The following is a 20,408-nucleotide window of genomic DNA, read 5'->3' as shown; positions in this document are numbered from 1 at the left end:
ACCATCACACGCGAAAATGGATCGCCTGCCTGGCGCGTCACTTGATGCCGGCCGCGTCCATACCCCGCAGTTCCTTCTTGAGGTCGGCGATCTCGTCGCGGATCCGGGCCGCCAGCTCGAACTGCAGATCACGCGCCGCGTTCATCATCTGCTCGGTGAGGTCCTTGACCAGATCGGCCAGTTCGGCCCGTGGCATGTTGCTGGTGTCGCGGCCTTCGAAGACGCCGGCGCTCACCGCCCGGCCGGGTTCTCCCTGGGCGCGCCGCCCGCGTGAGGCGTTGCGGCCCGACCCGGCGACCTCGATGGATTCGGTGTCCTCCACCTCCCGGTAGACCTGGTCGAGGATGTCGGCGATCTTCTTGCGCAGCGGCTGGGGGTCGATGCCGTTGGCCTCGTTGTAGGCGACCTGCTTGGCCCGGCGGCGTTCGGTTTCGTCGATGGCTTCACGCATGGAGTCGGTGATCTTGTCGGCGTACATGTGCACTTCGCCGGAGACGTTGCGGGCGGCGCGGCCGATGGTCTGGATCAGGCTGCGGGTGGAGCGCAGGAAACCCTCCTTGTCGGCGTCGAGGATGGCCACCAGCGACACCTCTGGCAGGTCCAGACCCTCGCGCAGCAGGTTGATGCCGATCAGCACGTCGTAGTCGCCGAGCCGGAGTTGCCGCAGCAGCTCCACCCGGCGCAGCGTGTCGACCTCGGAGTGCAGGTAGCGCACCCGGATCCCCATCTCCAGCAGGTAGTCGGTGAGGTCTTCGGCCATCTTCTTGGTCAGCGTGGTGACCAGCACCCGCTCGTCGGCCGCGGTGCGCTGCCGGATCTCGGCGATCAGGTCGTCGATCTGGCCCTTGGTCGGCTTCACCACGACCTTGGGGTCCACCAGGCCGGTCGGGCGGATCACCTGCTCGACGAACTCGCCGCCGGCCTGGCTGAGCTCATAGGGTCCCGGGGTGGCCGACATGTAGACCGTCTGGCCGATCCGGTCGGCGAACTCCTCCCAGGTCAGCGGCCGGTTGTCACAGGCCGACGGCAACCGGAAACCGAACTCCACCAGGTTGCGCTTGCGTGACATGTCGCCCTCGTACATGGCGCCGATCTGCGGCACGGTGACGTGCGACTCGTCGATGATGAGCAGGAAGTCCTCGGGGAAGTAGTCGATCAGGGTGGCCGGCGCCGTCCCGGCGCCGCGACCGTCGATGTGCCGCGAATAGTTCTCGATGCCCGAGCAGAAGCCGACCTGGCGCATCATCTCGATGTCGTAGCTGGTGCGCATCCGCAGCCGCTGGGCCTCCAGCAGTTTGCCGTGGTTCTCCAGCTCTTCGAGCCGGGCGGCCAGCTCCTCCTCGATGGTGGAGATGGCCTGCGTCATCCGTTCCGGGCCGGCGACGTAGTGGGTGGCCGGGAAGATGCGCAGCGAGTCGACCTTGCGCACCACATCCCCGGTGAGCGGATGCAGGTAGTACAGCGCCTCGATCTCGTCGCCGAAGTACTCGATGCGAATCGCCAGCTCCTCGTAGGAGGGAATGATCTCGACGGTGTCGCCGCGCACCCGGAACGAGCCGCGGGTGAATGCCATGTCATTGCGGGTGTACTGCACGTCGACCAGCAGTCGCAGCAGTCCATCGCGCGGCACCTCGGCGCCGACCTGCAGCTCTACGGAGCGGTCCAGGTAGGACTGCGGGGTGCCCAGGCCGTAGATGCAGGACACCGAGGCGACCACCACGACGTCGCGCCGGGACAGCAGACTGGAGGTCGCCGAGTGGCGCAGCCGCTCGACATCGTCGTTGATCGAGCTGTCCTTCTCGATGTAGGTGTCGGTCTGCGCGATATAGGCTTCCGGCTGGTAGTAGTCGTAGTACGAGACGAAGTACTCGACAGCGTTGTGCGGCAACATCTCTCGCAGCTCATTCGCCAGCTGCGCGGCCAGCGTCTTGTTGGGCGCCATCAGCAGGGTGGGGCGCTGCAGCCGCTCGATCAGCCACGCCGCGGTGGCCGATTTGCCGGTGCCGGTGGCGCCCAGCAGCACCACGTCCTTCTCCCCCGAGGTGATACGACGTTCCAGGTCGGCAATGGCGGCCGGCTGGTCACCGGCCGGCTGGAACTCGCTGACGACATCGAACCGGCCGCCGGCGCGGACGATGCCTTCCACGGCGTCTGCGGCGGGCCGGTACTCCGAATGCGCGACGATAGGGTGTTCGGTTGCGAAGGCCACGGAAGCCAGGGTAGGCCCGCCCGGCGACAATGCAGAGCGCGCCAGCGCGATGAGGAGGAGCCGGGCAATAGGCTGGGCCTCCGACAGCGAGAGGCGGCCAGCGGTGCATCCACCCAAGGAAGAGACCTTCGACCTGCGCGGCTACACCAACACCGACCCCAAAGGGGTGGTGCGTGCCGTCGACGTCTACACGGTGCACCCGTGGGGTCTCTACCTGGCCCGCCCCACCCCGGGCCGGGCCCAATTCCACTACCTGGAGTCCTGGCTGCTGCCATCGCTGGGGCTGCGCGCGACCGTCTTCCATTTCAGCCCGGGTTACGAGCGTGAGCAGGACTTCTACCTCGACGTCGGCGAGTACACCGCGGGACCGGAGCACTGGCGCTCCCGGGACCACTACCTGGATCTGGTGGTCCGCACCGCATCCGGCGTCGAGCTCGCCGACACCGACGAGCTGATGGCCGCCGTCGCCGAGGGTCTGCTCAGTCAGCACGACGCCGAGCAGGCGGTGCTGCGCGCGGTGGCCGCCGTCGACGGCCTGGCCCGCAACGGCTACGACCTGCACCGGTGGCTGGCCGGCCGGGGCATGCCCGTGACCTGGCCGGTCAGCGATGGGCTTAGGGGGTCGCCACCGGGATCTCGGTAGTCGCCGGGTCGTCGGCCGCGCGCTCGGTCACGGCCGGCCGGTTGCGGGTGAGCGACGAGGTGGGCAGCACCTTGATCGGCCACCAGAACCAGCGGCCCAGCAGCGCCGCGATCGACGGCGTCATGAACGCCCGGATGATGAACGTGTCGAACAGCAGCCCCAGGCAGATCGCGGTCCCGGACTGACCGATCGAGACCAGGTCACTGCTGATCATCGCGCCCATGGTGAACGCGAACACCAGTCCCGCCTGGGTGGCCACGCTGCCCGATCCCCCGACGCCGCGGATGATCGCGGTATTCATCCCGGCGCCGAGTTCTTCCTTGAAGCGAGATACCAGTAGCAGGTTGTAGTCCGATCCCACCGCCAACAGGATGATCACAGTGAAGGGCAGCACGAACCAGTGCAGTTGCAGGCCGAGGATGTGTTGCCAGATCAGCACCGACAACCCGAACGACGAGCCCAGGGAGACCGCGATCGTTCCGACGATCACCGCGGCCGCCACGAGGCTGCGGGTCAGCACCAGCATGATGATCATGATCAGGCACAGCGACGCCATCACCGCCAGCATCATGTCGTATCTCAAGAACTCGCCGATGTCGTGATAGGTCGGCGCCGTGCCGCCGATGTAGACCCGGGCTCCTTGTAGCGGAGTGCCCTTGATCGCCGCCTTGGCCGCGGTCAGCTCCTCCTCGGTCTTGGAAAGCGCCGCGTTACCGGCCGGGTCGCCCTCGTGGGTGACGATGATCTGCGCGGACTTCCCGTCCGGCGAGACCATCAACTTGAGGCCCTTCTGGAAGTCGGCGTTGTCGAAGGCTTCCGGCGGCAGATAGAAGAAGTCGTCGTTCTTCGCGGCGTCGAAGGCCTGCCCCATGACGGTCGCGGTGTCGGTCATCCGCGCCATCTGGTTGATCATCCCGTTGAACGTGCTGTACATCGTCAGCATCGTTTCGCGGATGTCCTTGGAAATGGCGATCATCGGCGGCAGCTGCGACACCATCTGCGGCATCAGGGTGTCCATGTGCTCCAGATCGCCCAGCATCGCCGTCATCTTGTCGCTGAGATTGTCGACCCCGTCGAGCCCGTCGAAGATCGACCGCAACGACCAGCACATCGGGACGCCCGAGCAGTGCGGCTCCCAGTAGAAGTAGTTGCGCATCGGACGCCAGAAGTCGTCGAAATCAGCCATGTGGTCCCGCATTTCATCGGTGACCTGCTTCATCTCGGTGGTGTGGCCCACCATGTCGTGGGTGACGCCGGCCTGCTCCGACATCAGGGCGTGCATGCGCTCCATGATCTCGATCATCGAACCGAGCTGATCGGTCATGTGCAGCATGTCGGCCATCCGGCCCTTGAGATAGTCGAGGTTCTCGGTGATGGGCACCGACTGCATGCTCAACTGAAACGGCACCGAGCTGTGGTCGATCGGTGCCCCCAACGGCCGAGTGATGCTCTGTACCTTGTCGATTCCGTCCAGGCGGAAGATGTTCTTCGCGATCCGGTCCAGCACCAGCATGTTGCCCGGTGTCCGTAGATCCTGATCGGTCTCGACGAGCACGATGTCGGGGTTCATCCGGGCCTTGGAGAAGTGTCGATACGACGCCTCATAGCCCTGAATCGACGGCAGGCTTTTGGGGATGTAGTACTGGTCGTTGTAGTTCACCGAGTACGACGGCAGCACGCCGATCCCGATCAGGGCGACGATCATGGTCACCACGAAGATCGGCCCGGGCCACCGCACGATCGCGGTCCCGATCCGGCGCCAGCCCCGCGCCGAGAGTTTCCGCTTGGACTCCAGCAGGCCGAACCGAGTGCCCAGCAGCAGAACAGCGGGGGTGATCGTCATCGCCGCGGCGACCACGACCAGCATGCCGACCGCACACGGCACACCCATGGATGCGAAGTACGGCAGCCGGGTGAATTTCAGGCAGAACGTGGCGCCGGCAATCGTCAGACCCGAGCCCAGCACCACATGCGAAACACTGTGGTAGGTGGTGAAGTACGCGGTGATGCGATCTTGGCCTGCCGCCCTGGCCTCCTGGTAGCGGCCGATGAAGAAGATCGCGTAGTCGGTACCGGCCGCGATCGCCAGCGAGGTCAGCAGGCTCACCGCGAAGGTGGACAGCCCCATGATCTCGAAGTGGCCCAGTACCGCCACGATCCCGCGCGCCGCACCCAGTTCGACGAAGACGGTGAACAAGATCAACAGCACCGTTGCCATCGAGCGGTAGATCAGCAGCAGCATGACCGTGATCACCACGAAGGTGATCGCCGTCATCTTGAGCATGCTCTCGTCGCCGGCGTCGTTCATGTCCATCGTCAGGGCGGCCTGGCCGGTCACATAGACATGCAGTCCGGGCGGCGGCGAGCTGCCGTCGACGATGTCGCGCACCGACTGCACCGATTCCTTGCCGGTGGTGGTGCCCTGGTCCCCGACCAGGTTCAGCTGCACATAGGCGGCCTTGTCGTCCATACTCTGGGCGCCACCGGCGGTGATCCGGTCGCCCCAGAAGTCCTGCACGTACTCGACGTGCTCGGTGTTGGCCCGCAGCTTCTCCACCAAGCCGTGGTAGTAGGTGCGCGCCTGGTCGCCGAGCGGCTCATCGCCCTCCAGCAGGACCATCACCATGCTGTCGGAGTCGAACTGCTCGAAGTTGGCGCCCTGCTTCTTGATCGCCTGGTAGGACTGGGCGTCCTTGGCCGCCAAGGACACTGAGTGTGCCTTGCCGACCTCTTCGAGCTGCGGCACAACGACGTTGACGACGACGGTGAGCGCCAGCCACGCCACTACGACGAGGAGCGGCACGCGGTGAATGAACCGCGCGACCCGGGAATGGGTGACGGTGTCGCCGCTCATGCCGACTTCACCAGACAGAAGACCTGAGCGTTATGGGTGTCGACCGTCTGTTCGTCGCGCACCTCTCCGTTGACGGTGATGCGGCAGCCGATCGAGCTGCTGTCGCCCTGGGCGACCACGTTGGCGAAGATGGACGTCAGCTTGGTGGAGATGGTGAACGACCACGGCAAGGTCGTGAAATCGGCGCGCTGCGGCTGCGAGTTCTCGTCGAGGTAGTTCACCTGGCCGGCCGTCCCCTCAGGTCCGAACACTTCGTAGATGACGTCTTTGGGGATCACGGGTCTGGACTCGTCGATGAAGGCGGTCGGCGCGGGTTTGGGCGCCATCACCGCATGGATGCGAAAACCCGCAAACCCTGCCAGCGTCGCCACCAGGACCACGACCATGGGAATCCAGGCGCGCTTCACGAAGTCAAAAATGTTCTTTCCCTTTCGCTTTCGCGGTAGGCCCAAGGGGCCTAAAGGTGTTGCAGGGGTTCCAGCAGGCACACACAGCGCCGGACCTCGTCCGACAACGAGCCGGCCTCCGGGTCGCGCGACCAGCGCTGGATGCCGGTGTTCGCCGTCGCCATCACCGCGCTGGCGAACACTTCGACGCGCCGATCGGCGCTGGGCAACTGGAGTCGCTGGGCGATCAGCTCGACCAGCTGCGTTTCCAGCTCGGCCAATTCGGCGGTATGTAACCGGAGCAGCTCCGGGATCTCGCAGATCATCCGCAGCAGCGTGGCGAGGCCGACCGAGTTCTCGGTGTGGACCTCGATGTGGTTGATCACCAGTTCGGCCACATCGGCCATCAGACGCTCTGCGCCCGGCCCGCTTCGCACCACCGCACTGAGCTCGGGGTCGAACGGCGGGAACGGCAGCACCACCGACGTTTCCTTGTTCGGGAAATAGTTGAAGAAGGTGCGTACACAGACGCCGGCGCGCTCGCTGATCATCGGCACCGTCACCGCGTCGTAGCCCCGTTCGGCGATCAACTCGACCGCCGCACGATGGATGGCTGCTTCTGTTTCGCGCCGCCGGCGTTCTCTCAGCGAGCTGACCTGCGGCGCATCCACCCGCAAATCATTGCACACAATGCAAACTTTGCGCGCCATGCAAATTTTGTGATTCCGGCCGCTTGGCTGCGGTACCTGTGACGCACGTTACGCCCGAGGGCCATTGCCGCAGCCGCGCTAAACTCCGCTGCTATGAACGCCAAACTGCGAATCGGTGTCGCCGCTGCCACCACCGCAGCCGTGCTCGGGTGTGGTCAGCTGATCCCGGCTCCGGCCGCCGCCGTAGACGAGCTGCACAACGTCACCTACATCGCGAAGGTCGACGCCTGGAACAGCGGCAACGTGGTCACCTTCATGCGCACCGACACCGAGACCGCCAGCGCGGACCTCGACGCGTTCGGCAGCCAGTTCGAGGCCAACGCCGTGATGGCCGACCCCAGCAAGGCCGGCATGGTGATCCGCCTGCGTTTCCCGACGACCGCGACCGTGCACTGCGAGATCAAGGTCGACGACGTCACCACGGTCAAGAGCGAGCGCTTCATCAACACCTGGGGCAACACCAATGACCCCCACACCGGCGCGATGCTCTGCGGCGCGCTGATCAGCAGCATGGCTTAGAGCAGCCGGTAAGCCCTTTTAAGGCCGCCACCCGGTGTCGTCGGCCCACGCCCACGCCCGCCGGTAGGCGGTGTCGAACCACGGCTCCTTGACCTCGCAATAAGCATCGATGTCGCCGTCGGCGGCCGCGCGTTCGGCGTCGCGCTTGATCGCCAGATAGTCAGCCCGTGCGGCGGCATCAGCGGACAGCCAGGCCGGGAACAGCAGGGCGAACTGCTGATTGGGCCAGCCCGCGACCCGGATGTGGACGTTGGTTGCCCGCCCCGGGTCGGCAGAGGCATGAATCCGCTTGTCCCACAATGCCGGACTATCGGTGTGGTCGAACTCCGCAACGGTGCTGCGGGCGTCGGTCTTGACATTGTCGGCGGTGATCGCCTCCAACCGCGGGTATCCCGCAGCCAGCAATGTGTCGGCGAGTTCGTCGGCCACCGCCAGGGATTCGACCGTGATCTGCACGTCGATGACGTCTTTGGCGTCCAGTCCGGACACCGCGGTCGACCCGATGTGATCGACGCGGGTCGCCCGGTGACCACAGGTGGTGCGCAGCCGGGCCAGGATGCGCTGCGCCTGGTCCGGCCACGTCGGATCGGCCGGCACCAGCTGCGTCGGGGACGGCACCGTCTGGCGGTTGGTGAGATTGTGCGCGAACGGCAGGATGCGCTGCTCCCACAGCTCAAGTGCTTTGGCAGCCAAGTCATCCGGACTGCCGGAGTTGTCCAGCCAGACGTCGGCGACGTCGCGCCGTTGCGGCTCGGTGGCCTGGGCGGCGATCCGGGCTCGCGCGTCGGCCTCCGACATGCCACGGATTTCGGTCAGCCGGGCCACCCGAGTCTCTACCTCGGCATGCACCACGACCACCAACGGGAACAGCGGTGCCATCTGTGATTCGACCAGCAGCGGAATGTCCTCGACGATTACCGCATCCGTACCGGCTGCCGCGATCAGCTCCGAACGGCGTTGCGCCACCAGCGGATGCACGATGCCGTTGAGGGTGGCCCGCTTGTCGTCGTCACTGAACGCGATCGCGGCCAGCGCCGGACGGTCCAAAGCTCCGTCCGGAAGCAGGATGCCCGGCCCGAAGGCCTCGACCAATTTGGCGAGGCCTTCGGTACCGGGCTCCACTACTTCACGGGCGATGACGTCACCGTCGACGATGACGCCACCGTGGCGGTTGAAGGCAGCCGACACCGTCGACTTACCGGCGCCGATACCGCCGGTCAGACCGATACGCAGCATCTGCGCCCCTTCAACCCGCTTGGGCGCGATTTAGGCGCTGTTACCGGCGAGCTTCTCACGCAGTGCGGCGAGCTGCTCGTCGCTGGCCAGCGAACCACCGGCCGGAGCCTCGTCGCGGTGCGAACCGTTGGCACCCGAGCGCGGCTCGGCGTGCTCGGCAGCGGCGAACTTCTCCATCTGCGCGGTGTGCATCTTGTGACGACGCTCGGCCTCGGCGTAGCGGGCCTCCCACTCGGTGCGCTGCTTGTCGAAACCTTCGATCCACTCGTTGGTCTCGGCGTCGAAGCCCTCGGGGAAGATGTAGTTGCCCTGCTCGTCGTAGCTGTCGGCCATGCCGTACTTCGAGGGGTCGAACTCCTCGGTGTAGTCCTCGTTGGCCTGCTTGAGGCTCAGCGAGATCCGGCGGCGGTCCAGGTCGATGTCGATGACCTTGACCATGGCGTCGTCGCCAACCGCGACCACCTGGTCCGGGACCTCGACGTGGTGCTCAGCCAGCTCGGAGATGTGCACCAGACCCTCGATGCCCTCCTCGACACGGACGAACGCACCGAACGGCACCAGCTTGGTGACCTTGCCCGGGACGATCTGACCGATCGCGTGGGTGCGGGCGAAGTGGCGCCACGGGTCTTCCTGAGTGGCCTTGAGCGACAGCGAAACCCGCTCGCGGTCCATGTCGACGTCGAGCACCTCGACGGTGACCTCGTCGCCCACCTGAACGACCTCGGACGGGTGGTCGATGTGCTTCCAGGACAGCTCGGAGACGTGCACCAGGCCGTCCACGCCGCCCAGGTCGACGAACGCGCCGAAGTTGACGATCGAGGAGACGACACCCTTGCGGACGGCGCCCTTCTGCAGCTGGTTGAGGAACTCGCTGCGCACCTCGGACTGGGTCTGCTCCAGCCAGGCACGACGGGACAGCACCACGTTGTTGCGGTTCTTGTCCAGCTCGATGATCTTGGCTTCGATCTCTTTGCCGATGTACGGCTGCAGGTCGCGGACCCGGCGCATCTCCACCAGCGAGGCCGGCAGGAAGCCGCGCAGGCCGATGTCGAGGATCAGGCCGCCCTTGACGACCTCGATGACGGTGCCCTTGACGGCCTCGTCCTTCTCCTTGAGCTCTTCGATCGTGCCCCAGGCGCGCTCGTACTGGGCGCGCTTCTTGGACAGGATCAGACGACCCTCTTTGTCCTCTTTGGTCAGGACCAGGGCTTCGACCTCATCACCGACGGACACCACCTCGTGGGGGTCGACGTCGTGCTTGATCGAAAGTTCGCGGGAGGGGATGACCCCTTCGGTCTTGTAACCGATGTCGAGCAGGACCTCGTCCCGGTCAACCTTGACGATCGTCCCCTCGACGATGTCGCCATCGTTGAAGTACTTGATCGTTTTGTCGATAGCGGCGAGAAAATCCTCGGCGGAGCCAATGTCGTTGATGGCTACTTGCGGCGAGGTCACGGTGGGACTTGGCATGTGTTGGGTTGCTCCGGACATTGTGGCGTAGTAGGGACGGGGTGTTGTCACGCATGCTGCGCATGCGGTGGCCCACGATCTGGTCTAGGACTAGACGAGGACTACCTGTTGAGGCTACTCGACGCGTTGCACGCTGGACAAACCGGTGGCTACGCTCCCTCGCTATGCCTCAGATGCGGAACCGGCGAAAAGTCGGAGCGCCGCTCATCGTCATTGTCCTGCTCGCCGTCCTCACCGCATTCCTGCTGTTGCTCTTCACCGCGGCCAACCCGGGCGGGACCCTGACCGCGCTGGTACTGGCGAGCATGTCGATGCTGGTGGTGCTGTTGTGCTACCGGTGGCTGGACCGCTGGGAACCCGAGCCGCGCCGACTGCTGCAACTGGCGTTCTTGTGGGGCGCGTCGGTGGCCGTGGTGCTGGCGGTGGGCTTGGAGACCTTCGGGTCCTCGGTCGCCACCGTGCGGCCGCTGGTGTCGAAGACCTTCGACATGGCGGCCATCCAGGCGCCGTTCATCGAGGAGGCCGCGAAAGGCCTGTTCCTGCTGGTCATGCTGACCGGACGCCGGCGGCTGGCGCTGAATTCGCTGACCGACTGCATGGTCTACGCGGGCGTCGTGGCGGTGGGTTTCGCCTGGATGGAGGACATCGTCTACATCGCGCCGGCCGACTCACCGGCCAAAATGGCCGCGGTGGCCATCGCCCGGCTGATCTTCGGTCCGTTCGCCCACCCGCTGTTCACCACGATGACCGGGATCGGGGTGTTCTTCGCGCTGCGCCGCCACGGGTTCTGGTCGAAGGCCATCGTGATCCTGATCGGCTACCTGGGCGCAGTGGCGATGCACGCCTCGTGGAACGCCTCGCTGGCGATGGGCGGCGGGCAACTCTTCCTGGTGACTTACTTCTTCTGGTTGGTTCCGGTGTTCCTGCTGATGGTGCTGCTGGGCGTGTTGAGCCGCCGGCACGAACAGCAACTGGTCGCCAGCAAGCTGCCCGGCATGGTGGCCGGCGGCCTGATCAGCCCCAACGAAGCGACCTGGCTGGGATCGATCCGCACCCGCAAGCTGGCGATCCGCGAGGCCACCCGCATCGGGGGCCGGCCTGCCGGCAAGGCGGTCAAGAACTTCGCCGTGCAAGTGGTCCAGCTGGCGTTCATCCGGGACCGCATCGACCGGGGCTTCGGTGATCCCGAGGTGTTCGCGGTACAGCAGGAGGACGCCTACGGGGTGGTGGCCGCCCGCACAGCGGCGCCGGTGCTCTACACCATGGCCGGGTATCACTCTCCCCTGCCGGCGCGGCGCTGATCTCCGGGAGGCACCGCGATGTCGCTGCGCAATCGCCTCACCGACTACTTCGGTATCGAGCACCCGATCGTGCTGGCGCCGATGGCGCAGGCATCCGGCGGCCGGCTCGCGGCGGCGGTCACACATGCCGGTGGCCTCGGTCTGCTCGGCGGGGGTTACGGCGACGCTGACTGGGTGCAGCGCGAATTCGACGCTGCCGGCGACGCGCGCGTCGGGTGCGGATTCATCACCTGGAGCCTGACCCGTGCGCCGGAGGCGCTGGCCGTCGCACTCAACCGGCAGCCGGCGGCGATCATGCTGTCCTTCGGTGATCCCGAGGCCTTCGCCGGCGACATCCGCGACGCGGGGGTTCCGCTGATCTGCCAGGTGCAGACTCTGGAGCAGGCGCATGCCGCGCTGCGGGCGGGAGCGAACGTCATCGTCGCCCAGGGCGCCGAGGCCGGCGGCCACGGAATGTCGGGCTGCTCGACCCTGACGTTTGTCCCCGCCGTCGTCGACCTGGTGGCCGGGCACTCGCCGGAAACGTTCGTACTGGCCGCGGGCGGAATCGCCGACGGTCGCGGGGTGGCCGCGGCGTTGGCGCTCGGCGCCGACGGAGTCTTGATTGGCACTCGGTTCTGGGCCTGCAGCGAGGCACTCGTATCACCCAGCGCGCACCAGCGAGCCATCCGAGCCAGCGGCGAGGACACCGTCCGCACCCGCGTCTACGACCTTGTGCGACAACTCGATTGGCCTGCCCAATACGACGAGCGGGCGCTGCGCAACACGTTCCTGCAGAGCTGGCACGGCGACGAGAGCCACTTGCTGGCCAACCTGCCCGAGGCCATCGACGCATTTCAGGCGGGGCTCGCCGCCGCGGACTTCGACATTGCCCACATCCTGATCGGCGAGGCCGTCGGACTCATCCACGACGTTCTGCCGGCGGGTGCCATCGTGGCGCAGATGGTGCACGACGCCACCAGGATCCTGAACCGCGGCTCGTGACCGCCGCTAGCTAGAAGGGCGGCGGGTCGTCGGGGTCGATGCCGGGGGCCACTTTCGGGAACCAGACGGTGTCGAATGCGGCACGTCGGGCTTGGCGGGCTTTGTGGTTTTGGTTGCGTTCGGTGGCGATGCGGGCCGCGCGGTTCTGGGCGCGGGTGCGTCGGCGCCGGGGCATCATCGCGGTGCGCTCCCCACAGCGGTCGTTATCGCGGCGCAGTGGTGTCGGCAGTTCCCCGGTGGGTGCGCACAAGTGCGGGAACAACAGGGAACTGCCCGGGGTACTGACGTAGGTCTGCCCCGATGGCGAGGTCAGGATTACCGTCCCGTCCGGCAGCTGCTGATCTCGCCAGCCCCAAAACGTCTTAACCAAATGATGTGTGCGGCAATAGCATTTGAGATTCGACGCATGCGTAGAACCACCGTCACCGTAAGCAATCGTGTGGTCCAGATCGCAGTCCAGGGCCGGACGGTCACAACCGGGCCAACGGCACGTCATATCCCGGCACCGCACAAAATCAGCCAATGCTTTCGAAGGCACATACCCCGGCTCGGGCGGGGCATCGCCGGGATGCACCAACGACACCAACCGGGCCGATCGGGCCAGCTCGGCGATCAACTCCGGCGGGATCAATCCGTCAGACCCGACCAACGAGCCCGGCGCATCACCCGTCCCATCGACGGTGGCCTGCTCGGCCATCACATGAATAACTACCGGACCGGCCGCCGCACGCCCCCCAGCAGCGCAATCCGGGCGCCCACAGCGACACCCCAGCCGATCCGCCCGCGCTGCCAACGCCCCCATCGCATCGGCACGCCGCTGCGCGCGAGTGCGCGGATCGTGTTCGCACACCGTGGCCGCCAACTTATCCAGCGCCTTGTCCAGGGCACGGGCATCAGGGGTGAACAAGCTGCCGTAAACCTCCGAGAGCCCACCCTCTTGGTCCGCAAACCCGATCTTCCGCTCCGCTTGACGCTCTTTGCGGCGCCGCACCGCATCGGCGTCGGCTTTGGCGACGATCTTGTCGACCTTGCCGGCCAACCGACTCCTGGTCAGGGACGGCCAACGCACCACCTGCGCCGCCAACTGGCCATCGACCAGCGCCAAGACCTCACGATCAGCAATCAGATCCGTGCGATACACCAGCGTCTGAAACAGTCGAATATCGATATCGCCGGCCTTGAACACCTCAGCCACCTGCGGCAACTGCTCCCGCATCGCCCGCGCATACCGCAACCGGCTCGCCGCTAACCCCTGGCTGATCCGCAACGCCGCCGCCACCTCAGCGCTCACCGCCGCCTCGGTATCGACCGCCCACTCCTCGGTTTCGCTACACCGACTCAATCGCAGCGCGAACAACTCGCCGATCGCCACCAGTTGCGCCGCCGCCGCCCGGTTCTCCGCCCGCGCCGAGACACAGATCCGCTCCACCAACGCCGCCGACTCCGGCGTCGTCGATGGATACCGCCGCTCAAACAGCTCACTGAGCCGATCAATCGACTCCGCGGAAGGTAGCGTTCCTTCGAACATGTGTTCGATTGTACGCGTCTCCCCCGACAGTTCGACGATCTGCGTTAGTGCGCTGCCGAATCCCAGCTCCGGCCGTAGCCCACCGCGACCTCCAGCGGAACGCTGAGCGGATAGGCACTGCCCATCTTGTCGCGCACCAGCGCCTCCAGCGGCTCGCGTTCGCCGTCGGCCACTTCGAACAGCAATTCGTCGTGCACCTGCAGCAGCATTCGCGACCGCAGGGTGGAGGCCTTGAGAGCTTGGTCGACGTTGATCATCGCGACCTTGATGATGTCGGCCGCGCTGCCCTGGATCGGCGCATTGAGCGCGGCCCGCTCGGCGGACTCCCGGACCTGGCGGTTGCTGCTGTCCAACTCCGGCAGGTAGCGCCGCCGGCCCAACACCGTGGAGGTGTAGCCGTCTTTGCGGGCCTGCTCGACCACCTCGTGCAGATAGTCGCGGACCCGCCCGAACCGGTCGAAGTAGGCGTCCATCTGCTCTTTGGCCTCTTCGGTGGAGATCTTGAGCTGGGAGGCCAGCCCGTAGGCGCTCAACCCGTAGGCCAGGCCGTAGGACATCGCCTTGACACGGCGGCGCATGTCCGGGGTCACCTCGTCGATGGGCACCGAGAACGCCCGCGACCCGACGAACGAGTGCAGGTCTTCGCCGGTGTTGAACGCCTCGATGAGGCCCTCGTCGGCCGACAGGTGCGCCATGATGCGCATCTCGATCTGGCTGTAGTCGACCGTCATCAGCTCGGGGTAACCCTCGCCGACCACGAAGCCGTCGCGGATCTGGCGGCCGGCGTCGGTGCGGATCGGGATGTTCTGCAGGTTGGGGTCGGTCGACGACAGCCGGCCGGTCGCCGCGATCGTCTGATTCAGCGTGGTGTGGATTCGGCCATCGGAGGCAACCGATTTCAGCAATCCGTCGACCGTCACCTTCAGCCGGGTGACGTCGCGGTGGGTCAGCAGGTGCTCCAGGAACGGATGGCCGGTCTTGTCGAACAGGGTCTGCAGCGCGTCGGCGTCGGTGGTGTAGCCGGTCTTGGTCTTCTTGGTCTTGGGCATGCCCAGCTCGTCGAAGAGCACCACCTGCAGCTGCTTGGGCGAGCCGAGGTTGATCTGCTTGCCGATCACCGCGTAGGCCGCCTCGGCGGCGTCGCGAATCTGGTCACCGAACCGGCTCTGCAGCTGGCTCAGGTGATCGAGATCCACACCGATCCCGGCTGTCTCCAGCTCGGCCAGCACTCGCTGCAGCGGCAGTTCGATGTCGGCGAGCAGTCCGGACGAGTCGATGCGGGCCAGCTCGAGATCCAGCGCGTCGGCCAGGTCGTTGACCGCCCGGGCCCGCAGGATCGCGGTCTGCACGGCCTGATCGTCGACGCCCTCGGTGTCATCCAGCAACGAAAGCTGTTGCTGTTCATCGGATTCGGCACGCAGCTCCCGGCGCAGGTAGCGCACCGAGAGGTCGTCGAGGCTGAAGCTGCGCTGACCGGGCCGCACCAGGTAGGCGGCCAGGGCGGTGTCAGAGGTGACACCGTCCAGGGTCCAGCCGCGCCCGGCCAGGTCGTGGATAGCCAGCTTGGCCTCATGCAGCGCCTTGGGATTGGCCGAGTCGGCCAGCCAGGCGCCCAGCGCGGCGTCGTCCTCGGCGGTCAGCGTCGCGGTGTCGATATAGCCGCCTTCGCCGTCCGCCGAGGCCAGGGCCAGCGCGGTCGCGTCGCTGTCAAAGCTGCGGTGCGTGCCGATCACGGCCAGCCCGGTGCGGCGGCCATCGGAGGCGTGTTCGGCCAGCCACGAGGCGACCGTTCCGGGCTCCAGGGCGCCGCCGCGGACCTCGAAGCCCTCCTCGGCCTCGGGCACTGCGCCGCCGGCGGTGGAAAGCGTGTCGAACAACCGGTCACGCAGCACCCGGAACTCCAGGTCGTCGAAGAGCTGATGGATCTGCTCACGGTCCCACGGCACCAGCCGCAGGGTGTCCGGCGTCTGGGCCAGCGGCACGTTGCGCACCAGGTCGGTCAACTCACGGTTGAGGACCACGGTGGACAGGTTGGCGCGCAACGCATCTCCGACCTTGCCCTTGACGGTGTCGACCTGGTCCACCAGCCCCTGCAGCGAGCCGTATTCGGTGATCCACTTCGAGGCGGTCTTCTCCCCCACCCCGGGAATGCCCGGCAGGTTGTCGCTGGGGTCGCCGCGCAACGCCGCGAAGTCCGGGTACTGCGCCGGGGTCAGGCCGTACTTCTCGACGACCGCGTCCGGGGTGAACCGGGTCAGGTCGCTGACACCCTTGCGGGGGTAGAGCACGGTCACGTTCTCGTTGACCAGTTGCAGGGCGTCGCGGTCGCCGGTGACCACCAGCACCCGGTAGCCCTCGGCGTCGGCCTGGGTTGCCAGCGTGGCGATCAGGTCGTCGGCCTCAAAGCCGGGCTCCGACAACGTGGTAATGCCCAGCGCGGCCAGCACCTCCTTGGTGATGTCGATCTGGCCGCGGAACTCATCGGGGGTGGCCGAGCGGGTGGCCTTGTACTCGGGGAAGCGCTCCGAGCGGAAGGTCTGCCGCGACACGTCGAACGCGGCGGCGACGTGGGTCGGGGCCTCGTCGCGCAGCAGGTTGATCAGCATCGCGGTGAACCCGTAGACGGCGTTGGTGGTCAGGCCGCTGCGGGTCTTGAAGTTCTCGGCGGGCAACGCGTAGAAGGCCCGGTACGCCAGCGAATTTCCGTCCAGAAGCAGCAGCGTCGGTTTGGTCTGGCTCACGGACCCACTCTAGGCACCCGCCCCGACACGCAGGAACTGCCGCGCCCTGTCGACGAGTACCCGGGCTGCGGGGCTGCGCGGTCCCGAGGCACGCCAGGCCAACACCAGCCGGCCGCGCAGCTCCGGCGTCAGCCGCAGTGCGTGCAGGCCCGGGCGGTTGCGAGCCATCGAGCGCGGCAGGATCGCGACCCCGAGTCCGCGCTCGGCGAGCTCGGCCAGCGCCTGCGGAGTGCTGGCCTCGAACGCGATCCGCGGCGAGACGCCGATCCCGGCGCAGGCTTGATCGAGCTGGCTGCGGATGCCAGTGCCGACCGGCAGGGTGATCAGCGGCCGCTGCGCCAACTGCGCCAGGCTGACCGTGGCATGTCCGGCCAGCTCGTCGGCGAGGCCCACCGCCGCGTCGACGGCTTCGTCGGTGACCACCTCAATATCCAGCCCGGCGGGCTGCTCACTGGGGCCGACCGACACGATCGCCAGATCCAGGTCGCCGCCCCGAACCGCGTCGATCAGCTCATCGGAATTGGCTGTGCTCAGGGTGATTTCGACGCCCGGGTAATCCGCGTGAAACTCGGCGAGCAGCCCTGGCACGTCGACGGGATGGGCGGTGACGGTGCCGATCGTGACCGTGCCGCGGATCAGCTGGCTGAGCTCGTCGACGGCGAGCCGCACGTCACCGACTGCCGCCAAGGCCGCTTTGGCGTACGGCAGTACCGCCGCGCCGGCCGCCGTCGGGCGAACCTCCCGGCGGGAGCGGTCCAGCAGCCGCTGGCCGAGTTCTCGCTCCAGCCGCCCGATCTGGGCGCTGACCGCCGGCTGCGCCACGTGCACCCGCTGCGCCGCGCGGGTGAAGTTCGCTTCCTCGACCACCGCCACGAAGTATTCGAGCTGCCGCAGTTCCATAAGCGTTGAATATAGTTTCTGAACTAAATAGATATTGGACTTATAGTTTCCTGGCCACGACGCTGAAGTCATGACAGACGTTGTGATCGCCGGAGCCGGCATCGGCGGACTGACCACCGCACTGACCCTGCACGCACACGGGATCCCCGCGACCGTCGTCGAAGGCGCCCGGGAGCTGCGGCCGCTGGGTGTCGGCATCAATCTGCTGCCGCATGCCGTCCGGGAGTTGTTCGCCCTGGGGCTGGGCGAGCAGTTGTCTGCGCTGGCGGTCGCCCCAACATCGTTGGCCTACTTCGATAGCCGCGGCCGGGAGCTGTTCCGTGAGCCGCGGGGAATCGAAGGCAGCTACGAATACCCGCAATATTCGGTGCACCGCGGGGAACTGCAGCTGTTGTTGCTCGACGCGGTACGTGAGCGGTTGGGGGCGGGCACTGTCCGGACCGGATCGCGGGTCACCGGGTTCGTCGACGACGGCGACGCGGTGCGGGTGCAGTTGGGCGACGACGAGCTGGCGGGCGCTTTCTTGGTGGGCGCCGACGGGATTCATTCGGCGGTGCGCGCGCAGTTACACCCGCGCGGCGACGACCTGCGGTGGTCGGGGGTGCGCATGTGGCGCGGCGCGGCACCGGGAGAGCCGTACCTGGACGGGCAGACCATGGCGATCGTCAAGGCCGACGACGGCACCGAGCTGGTGATCTATCGGATCGGCTCCGGCCTGATCAACTGGGTGCTGTTGGTGCCCGAGGCCCCACCCGGGCCGCTGCCGGGCACCGCACGCTGGAACCAGCGGTGCGACGCCGACCAGGTGTTGGCCTACCTGGACGGCTGGAGAGTGGATTGGCTCGACGTCGTCGACCTGGTGGGGCGCACCGCCGACCCGCTGGAATACCCGATGGTCGATCGCGATCCGCTGCCGTGGTGGGGCCGTGGCCGGGTAACCCTGCTGGGCGATGCGGCACACCCGATGTATCCGGTGGGCGCCAACGGCGGATCGCAGGCCATCTTGGACGCGCGTGCCCTGGCAGACAGCCTGGCAGCGCACCCCGACACCGGGCTGCGGGCCTATGAGGAGCACCGCCGCGACGCGACCGCGGCGGTGGTGGCCGCCAACCGGGCGATGCATCGCAGCGGCGCCATCCTGCGGTCGGACAACCTGGCCCGGGTGGCCGCCGCCTACCGGCGCGATACCGGAGCGGATCGGGCACGGGTCTGAACTGTCGCCTTGTCCCGGCAACTGGAACACGTTTCAGTTTCGCCGTTCCGGTTGGGTACGCTGACCCAGTGCCAGATGTAGCCTCGCAGCCGGCCATCGACGGGTGGTTCGCCACCGACGACGCCGGCCTCCCCCACCTGACCGGCGCCAAGTGTCCGCAGTGCGGCACCTATGTGTTCCCACCGCGTGAGAACAACTGCCCCAACCCCGCCTGCGACGGCGACGTGTTGGAACCGGTCGCGCTGTCGCGGCGCGGCAAGATCTGGAGCTACACCGAGAACCGGTATCTCCCGCCGTCTCCTTACCCGCCGAGCGACCCGTTCGAGCCGTTCGCGATCGCCGCGGTGGAGCTGGCCGACGAGGGCCTGATCGTGCTGGGCAAGGTCGTCGAGGGCACCCTGGCCGCGGACTTGAAGGTCGGCATGGAGATGGAGCTGACCACCATGCCGCTCTATACCGACGACGACGGCGTGACGCGCACCGTCTACGCGTGGAAGAAGGTGGACGCATGAGCCCCGAGCCGCTGTACATCCTGGGTGCGGGCATGCACCCGTGGGGCAAGTGGGGCCGCGACTTCACCGAGTACGGGGTGGTCGCCGCCCGTGCCGCGCTGGCCGACGCGGGCCTGAACGCGCAGCAGATCCAGTTCATCGCCGGCGCGGACACCATCCGCAACGGCTACCCGGGCTTCATCGCCGGTTCGACGTTCGCCCAGAAGCTGGGCTGGAACGGCGTTCCGGTGTCTTCGTCGTACGCCGCCTGCGCCTCTGGTTCGCAGGCGCTGCAGAGCGCCCGGGCCCAGATCCTGGCCGGCTTCTGCGACGTGGCGCTGGTGATCGGCGCCGACACCACCCCCAAGGGCGCCTTCGCCCCGGTCGGCGGTGAGCGCAAGAACGACCCGGACTGGCAGCGGTTCCACCTGATCGGCGCGATGAACCCGGTGTACTTCGCGCTGCTGGCGCGCCGCCGGATGGACCTCTACGGCGCCACCTCCGAGGACTTCGCGCAGGTGAAGGTGAAGAACTCTCGGCACGGCCTAAGCAACCCGAATGCCCGCTACCGCAAGGAATCCGCGGTTGCCGACGTGCTGGCCAGCCCGGTGGTCTCCGACCCGCTGCGCCAGCTCGACATCTGCGCCACCTCCGACGGTGCGGCCGCGTTGATCGTGGCCAGCGCGGAATTCGCCAAGAAGCACCTGGGTTCGCTCGACGGTGTGCCGTCGGTGCGCGCGGTGTCCACCGTGACCCCCCGCTACCCGCAGCACCTGCCCGAATTGCCGGACATCGCAACCGATTCCACCGCCGTGGTGGCGGCCCCGGAGCGGGTGTTCAAGGACCAGATTCTGGATGCGGCCTACGCCGAGGCCGGGATCGGCCCCGAGGACGTCAGCCTGGCCGAGGTCTACGACCTGTCCACCGCGCTGGAGATCGACTGGTACGAGCACCTGGGCCTGTGCGCCAAGGGTGAAGGCGAGCAGCTGCTGCGCAGCGGCGCCACCACCATCGGTGGCCGGGTGCCAGTGAACCCCTCCGGTGGGCTTGCCTGCTTCGGCGAGGCGATCCCGGCGCAGGCCATCGCCCAGGTGTGCGAGCTGACCTGGCAGCTACGCGGGACCGCCACCGGCCGGCAGGTCGAGGGCGCCAGGGTGGGCGTCACGGCCAACCAGGGCCTGTTCGGGCACGGCTCGTCGGTGATCGTCGCCCGGTAGCCCCTG

16 protein-coding genes are annotated in these 20,408 nt (G+C 67.0%); 7 read left to right on the top strand and 9 right to left on the bottom strand.

Annotation, left to right across the window (positions count from 1 at the left end; all coding sequences use genetic code 11):
• Positions 1 to 37: 37 nt before the first annotated feature.
• Positions 38 to 2,209 (bottom strand): excinuclease ABC subunit UvrB, encoded by a 2,172-nt coding sequence (gene uvrB / locus RCP37_RS09280; RefSeq protein WP_308486573.1) that lies wholly within the window; start codon positions 2,207 to 2,209, stop codon positions 38 to 40.
• A 103-nt stretch (positions 2,210 to 2,312) separates the two neighbouring features.
• On the opposite strand from uvrB, the gene RCP37_RS09275 reads away from it, so the two are divergent.
• Positions 2,313 to 2,852 carry a ribonuclease FAU-1 family protein gene (locus RCP37_RS09275; RefSeq protein ID WP_308486572.1) on the top strand — a complete coding sequence of 180 codons (540 nt, stop codon included), beginning with the start codon at positions 2,313 to 2,315 and terminating at the stop codon, positions 2,850 to 2,852.
• Here the strand turns inward: RCP37_RS09275 and RCP37_RS09270 are convergent.
• From RCP37_RS09270 to RCP37_RS09260, 3 genes are all read right to left on the bottom strand, one after another.
• Positions 2,824 to 5,706: an MMPL/RND family transporter gene (locus tag RCP37_RS09270; RefSeq protein WP_308486571.1), complete on the bottom strand. Its 2,883-nt coding sequence runs from the start codon at positions 5,704 to 5,706 to the stop codon at positions 2,824 to 2,826. The two genes, RCP37_RS09275 and RCP37_RS09270, sit on opposite strands and share 29 nt — an antisense overlap.
• Positions 5,703 to 6,092, bottom strand: a complete 390-nt coding sequence (locus RCP37_RS09265) for an MmpS family transport accessory protein (RefSeq protein WP_308487012.1) — start codon at positions 6,090 to 6,092, stop codon at positions 5,703 to 5,705. The genes RCP37_RS09270 and RCP37_RS09265 overlap by 4 nt, the downstream gene beginning before the upstream one ends.
• 71 nt (positions 6,093 to 6,163) lie before the next feature.
• Positions 6,164 to 6,763, bottom strand: a complete 600-nt coding sequence (locus RCP37_RS09260; protein WP_308486570.1) for a TetR/AcrR family transcriptional regulator — start codon at positions 6,761 to 6,763, stop codon at positions 6,164 to 6,166.
• 132 nt (positions 6,764 to 6,895) lie between these two features.
• Between RCP37_RS09260 and RCP37_RS09255 the strand changes: the two genes are divergently transcribed.
• Positions 6,896 to 7,321 carry a hypothetical protein gene (locus RCP37_RS09255; protein WP_308486569.1) on the top strand — a complete coding sequence of 142 codons (426 nt, stop codon included), beginning with the start codon at positions 6,896 to 6,898 and terminating at the stop codon, positions 7,319 to 7,321.
• 18 nt (positions 7,322 to 7,339) lie between these two features.
• On the opposite strand, the gene coaE is transcribed toward RCP37_RS09255, so the two are convergent.
• A complete protein-coding gene (gene coaE / locus RCP37_RS09250; protein WP_308486568.1) occupies positions 7,340 to 8,557 on the bottom strand; it encodes a dephospho-CoA kinase in 1,218 nt (405 codons plus the stop codon).
• A gap of 30 nt (positions 8,558 to 8,587) precedes the next feature.
• Complete coding sequence (rpsA, locus tag RCP37_RS09245) at positions 8,588 to 10,027, bottom strand: 30S ribosomal protein S1 (protein ID WP_308486567.1); 1,440 nt, start codon at positions 10,025 to 10,027, stop codon at positions 8,588 to 8,590.
• Between the two features lie 173 nt (positions 10,028 to 10,200).
• Here rpsA and RCP37_RS09240 point away from each other — a divergent pair, with 173 nt between their 5' ends.
• Both RCP37_RS09240 and RCP37_RS09235 read left to right on the top strand, forming a co-directional pair.
• Positions 10,201 to 11,328, top strand: coding sequence for a PrsW family intramembrane metalloprotease (locus RCP37_RS09240; RefSeq protein ID WP_308487011.1), 1,128 nt, complete (start codon positions 10,201 to 10,203; stop codon positions 11,326 to 11,328).
• Between the two features lie 18 nt (positions 11,329 to 11,346).
• The gene (locus tag RCP37_RS09235; protein WP_308486566.1) at positions 11,347 to 12,312 is read left to right on the top strand and encodes an NAD(P)H-dependent flavin oxidoreductase; all 966 of its coding nucleotides are present in this window, start codon (positions 11,347 to 11,349) and stop codon (positions 12,310 to 12,312) included.
• Between the two features lie 10 nt (positions 12,313 to 12,322).
• On the opposite strand, the gene RCP37_RS09230 is transcribed toward RCP37_RS09235, so the two are convergent.
• The 3 genes from RCP37_RS09230 to RCP37_RS09220 are packed head-to-tail and all read right to left on the bottom strand — an operon-like array spanning position 12,323 to position 17,481.
• Positions 12,323 to 13,840, bottom strand: a complete 1,518-nt coding sequence (locus RCP37_RS09230) for an HNH endonuclease signature motif containing protein (RefSeq protein ID WP_308486565.1) — start codon at positions 13,838 to 13,840, stop codon at positions 12,323 to 12,325.
• 44 nt (positions 13,841 to 13,884) lie between these two features.
• A complete protein-coding gene (gene polA / locus RCP37_RS09225; protein WP_308486564.1) occupies positions 13,885 to 16,581 on the bottom strand; it encodes a DNA polymerase I in 2,697 nt (898 codons plus the stop codon).
• A gap of 9 nt (positions 16,582 to 16,590) precedes the next feature.
• Positions 16,591 to 17,481 (bottom strand): LysR family transcriptional regulator, encoded by an 891-nt coding sequence (locus RCP37_RS09220; protein ID WP_308486563.1) that lies wholly within the window; start codon positions 17,479 to 17,481, stop codon positions 16,591 to 16,593.
• 70 nt (positions 17,482 to 17,551) lie between these two features.
• Between RCP37_RS09220 and RCP37_RS09215 the strand changes: the two genes are divergently transcribed.
• From RCP37_RS09215 to RCP37_RS09205, 3 genes are all read left to right on the top strand, one after another.
• Positions 17,552 to 18,694, top strand: coding sequence for an FAD-dependent monooxygenase (locus RCP37_RS09215; RefSeq protein WP_308486562.1), 1,143 nt, complete (start codon positions 17,552 to 17,554; stop codon positions 18,692 to 18,694).
• A 68-nt stretch (positions 18,695 to 18,762) separates the two neighbouring features.
• Complete coding sequence (locus RCP37_RS09210) at positions 18,763 to 19,206, top strand: Zn-ribbon domain-containing OB-fold protein (protein WP_105295397.1); 444 nt, start codon at positions 18,763 to 18,765, stop codon at positions 19,204 to 19,206.
• The gene (locus tag RCP37_RS09205; RefSeq protein WP_308486561.1) at positions 19,203 to 20,402 is read left to right on the top strand and encodes a lipid-transfer protein; all 1,200 of its coding nucleotides are present in this window, start codon (positions 19,203 to 19,205) and stop codon (positions 20,400 to 20,402) included. Before RCP37_RS09210 ends, RCP37_RS09205 begins: the two co-directional genes overlap by 4 nt.
• Positions 20,403 to 20,408: the final 6 nt, after the last annotated feature.

This window comes from Mycolicibacter sp. MU0102, assembly GCF_963378105.1.
In the GTDB taxonomy this organism is placed as follows: Bacteria; Actinomycetota; Actinomycetes; order Mycobacteriales; family Mycobacteriaceae; genus Mycobacterium; species Mycobacterium holstebronense.
This window is presented reverse-complemented; position numbering and strand designations above follow the sequence as displayed.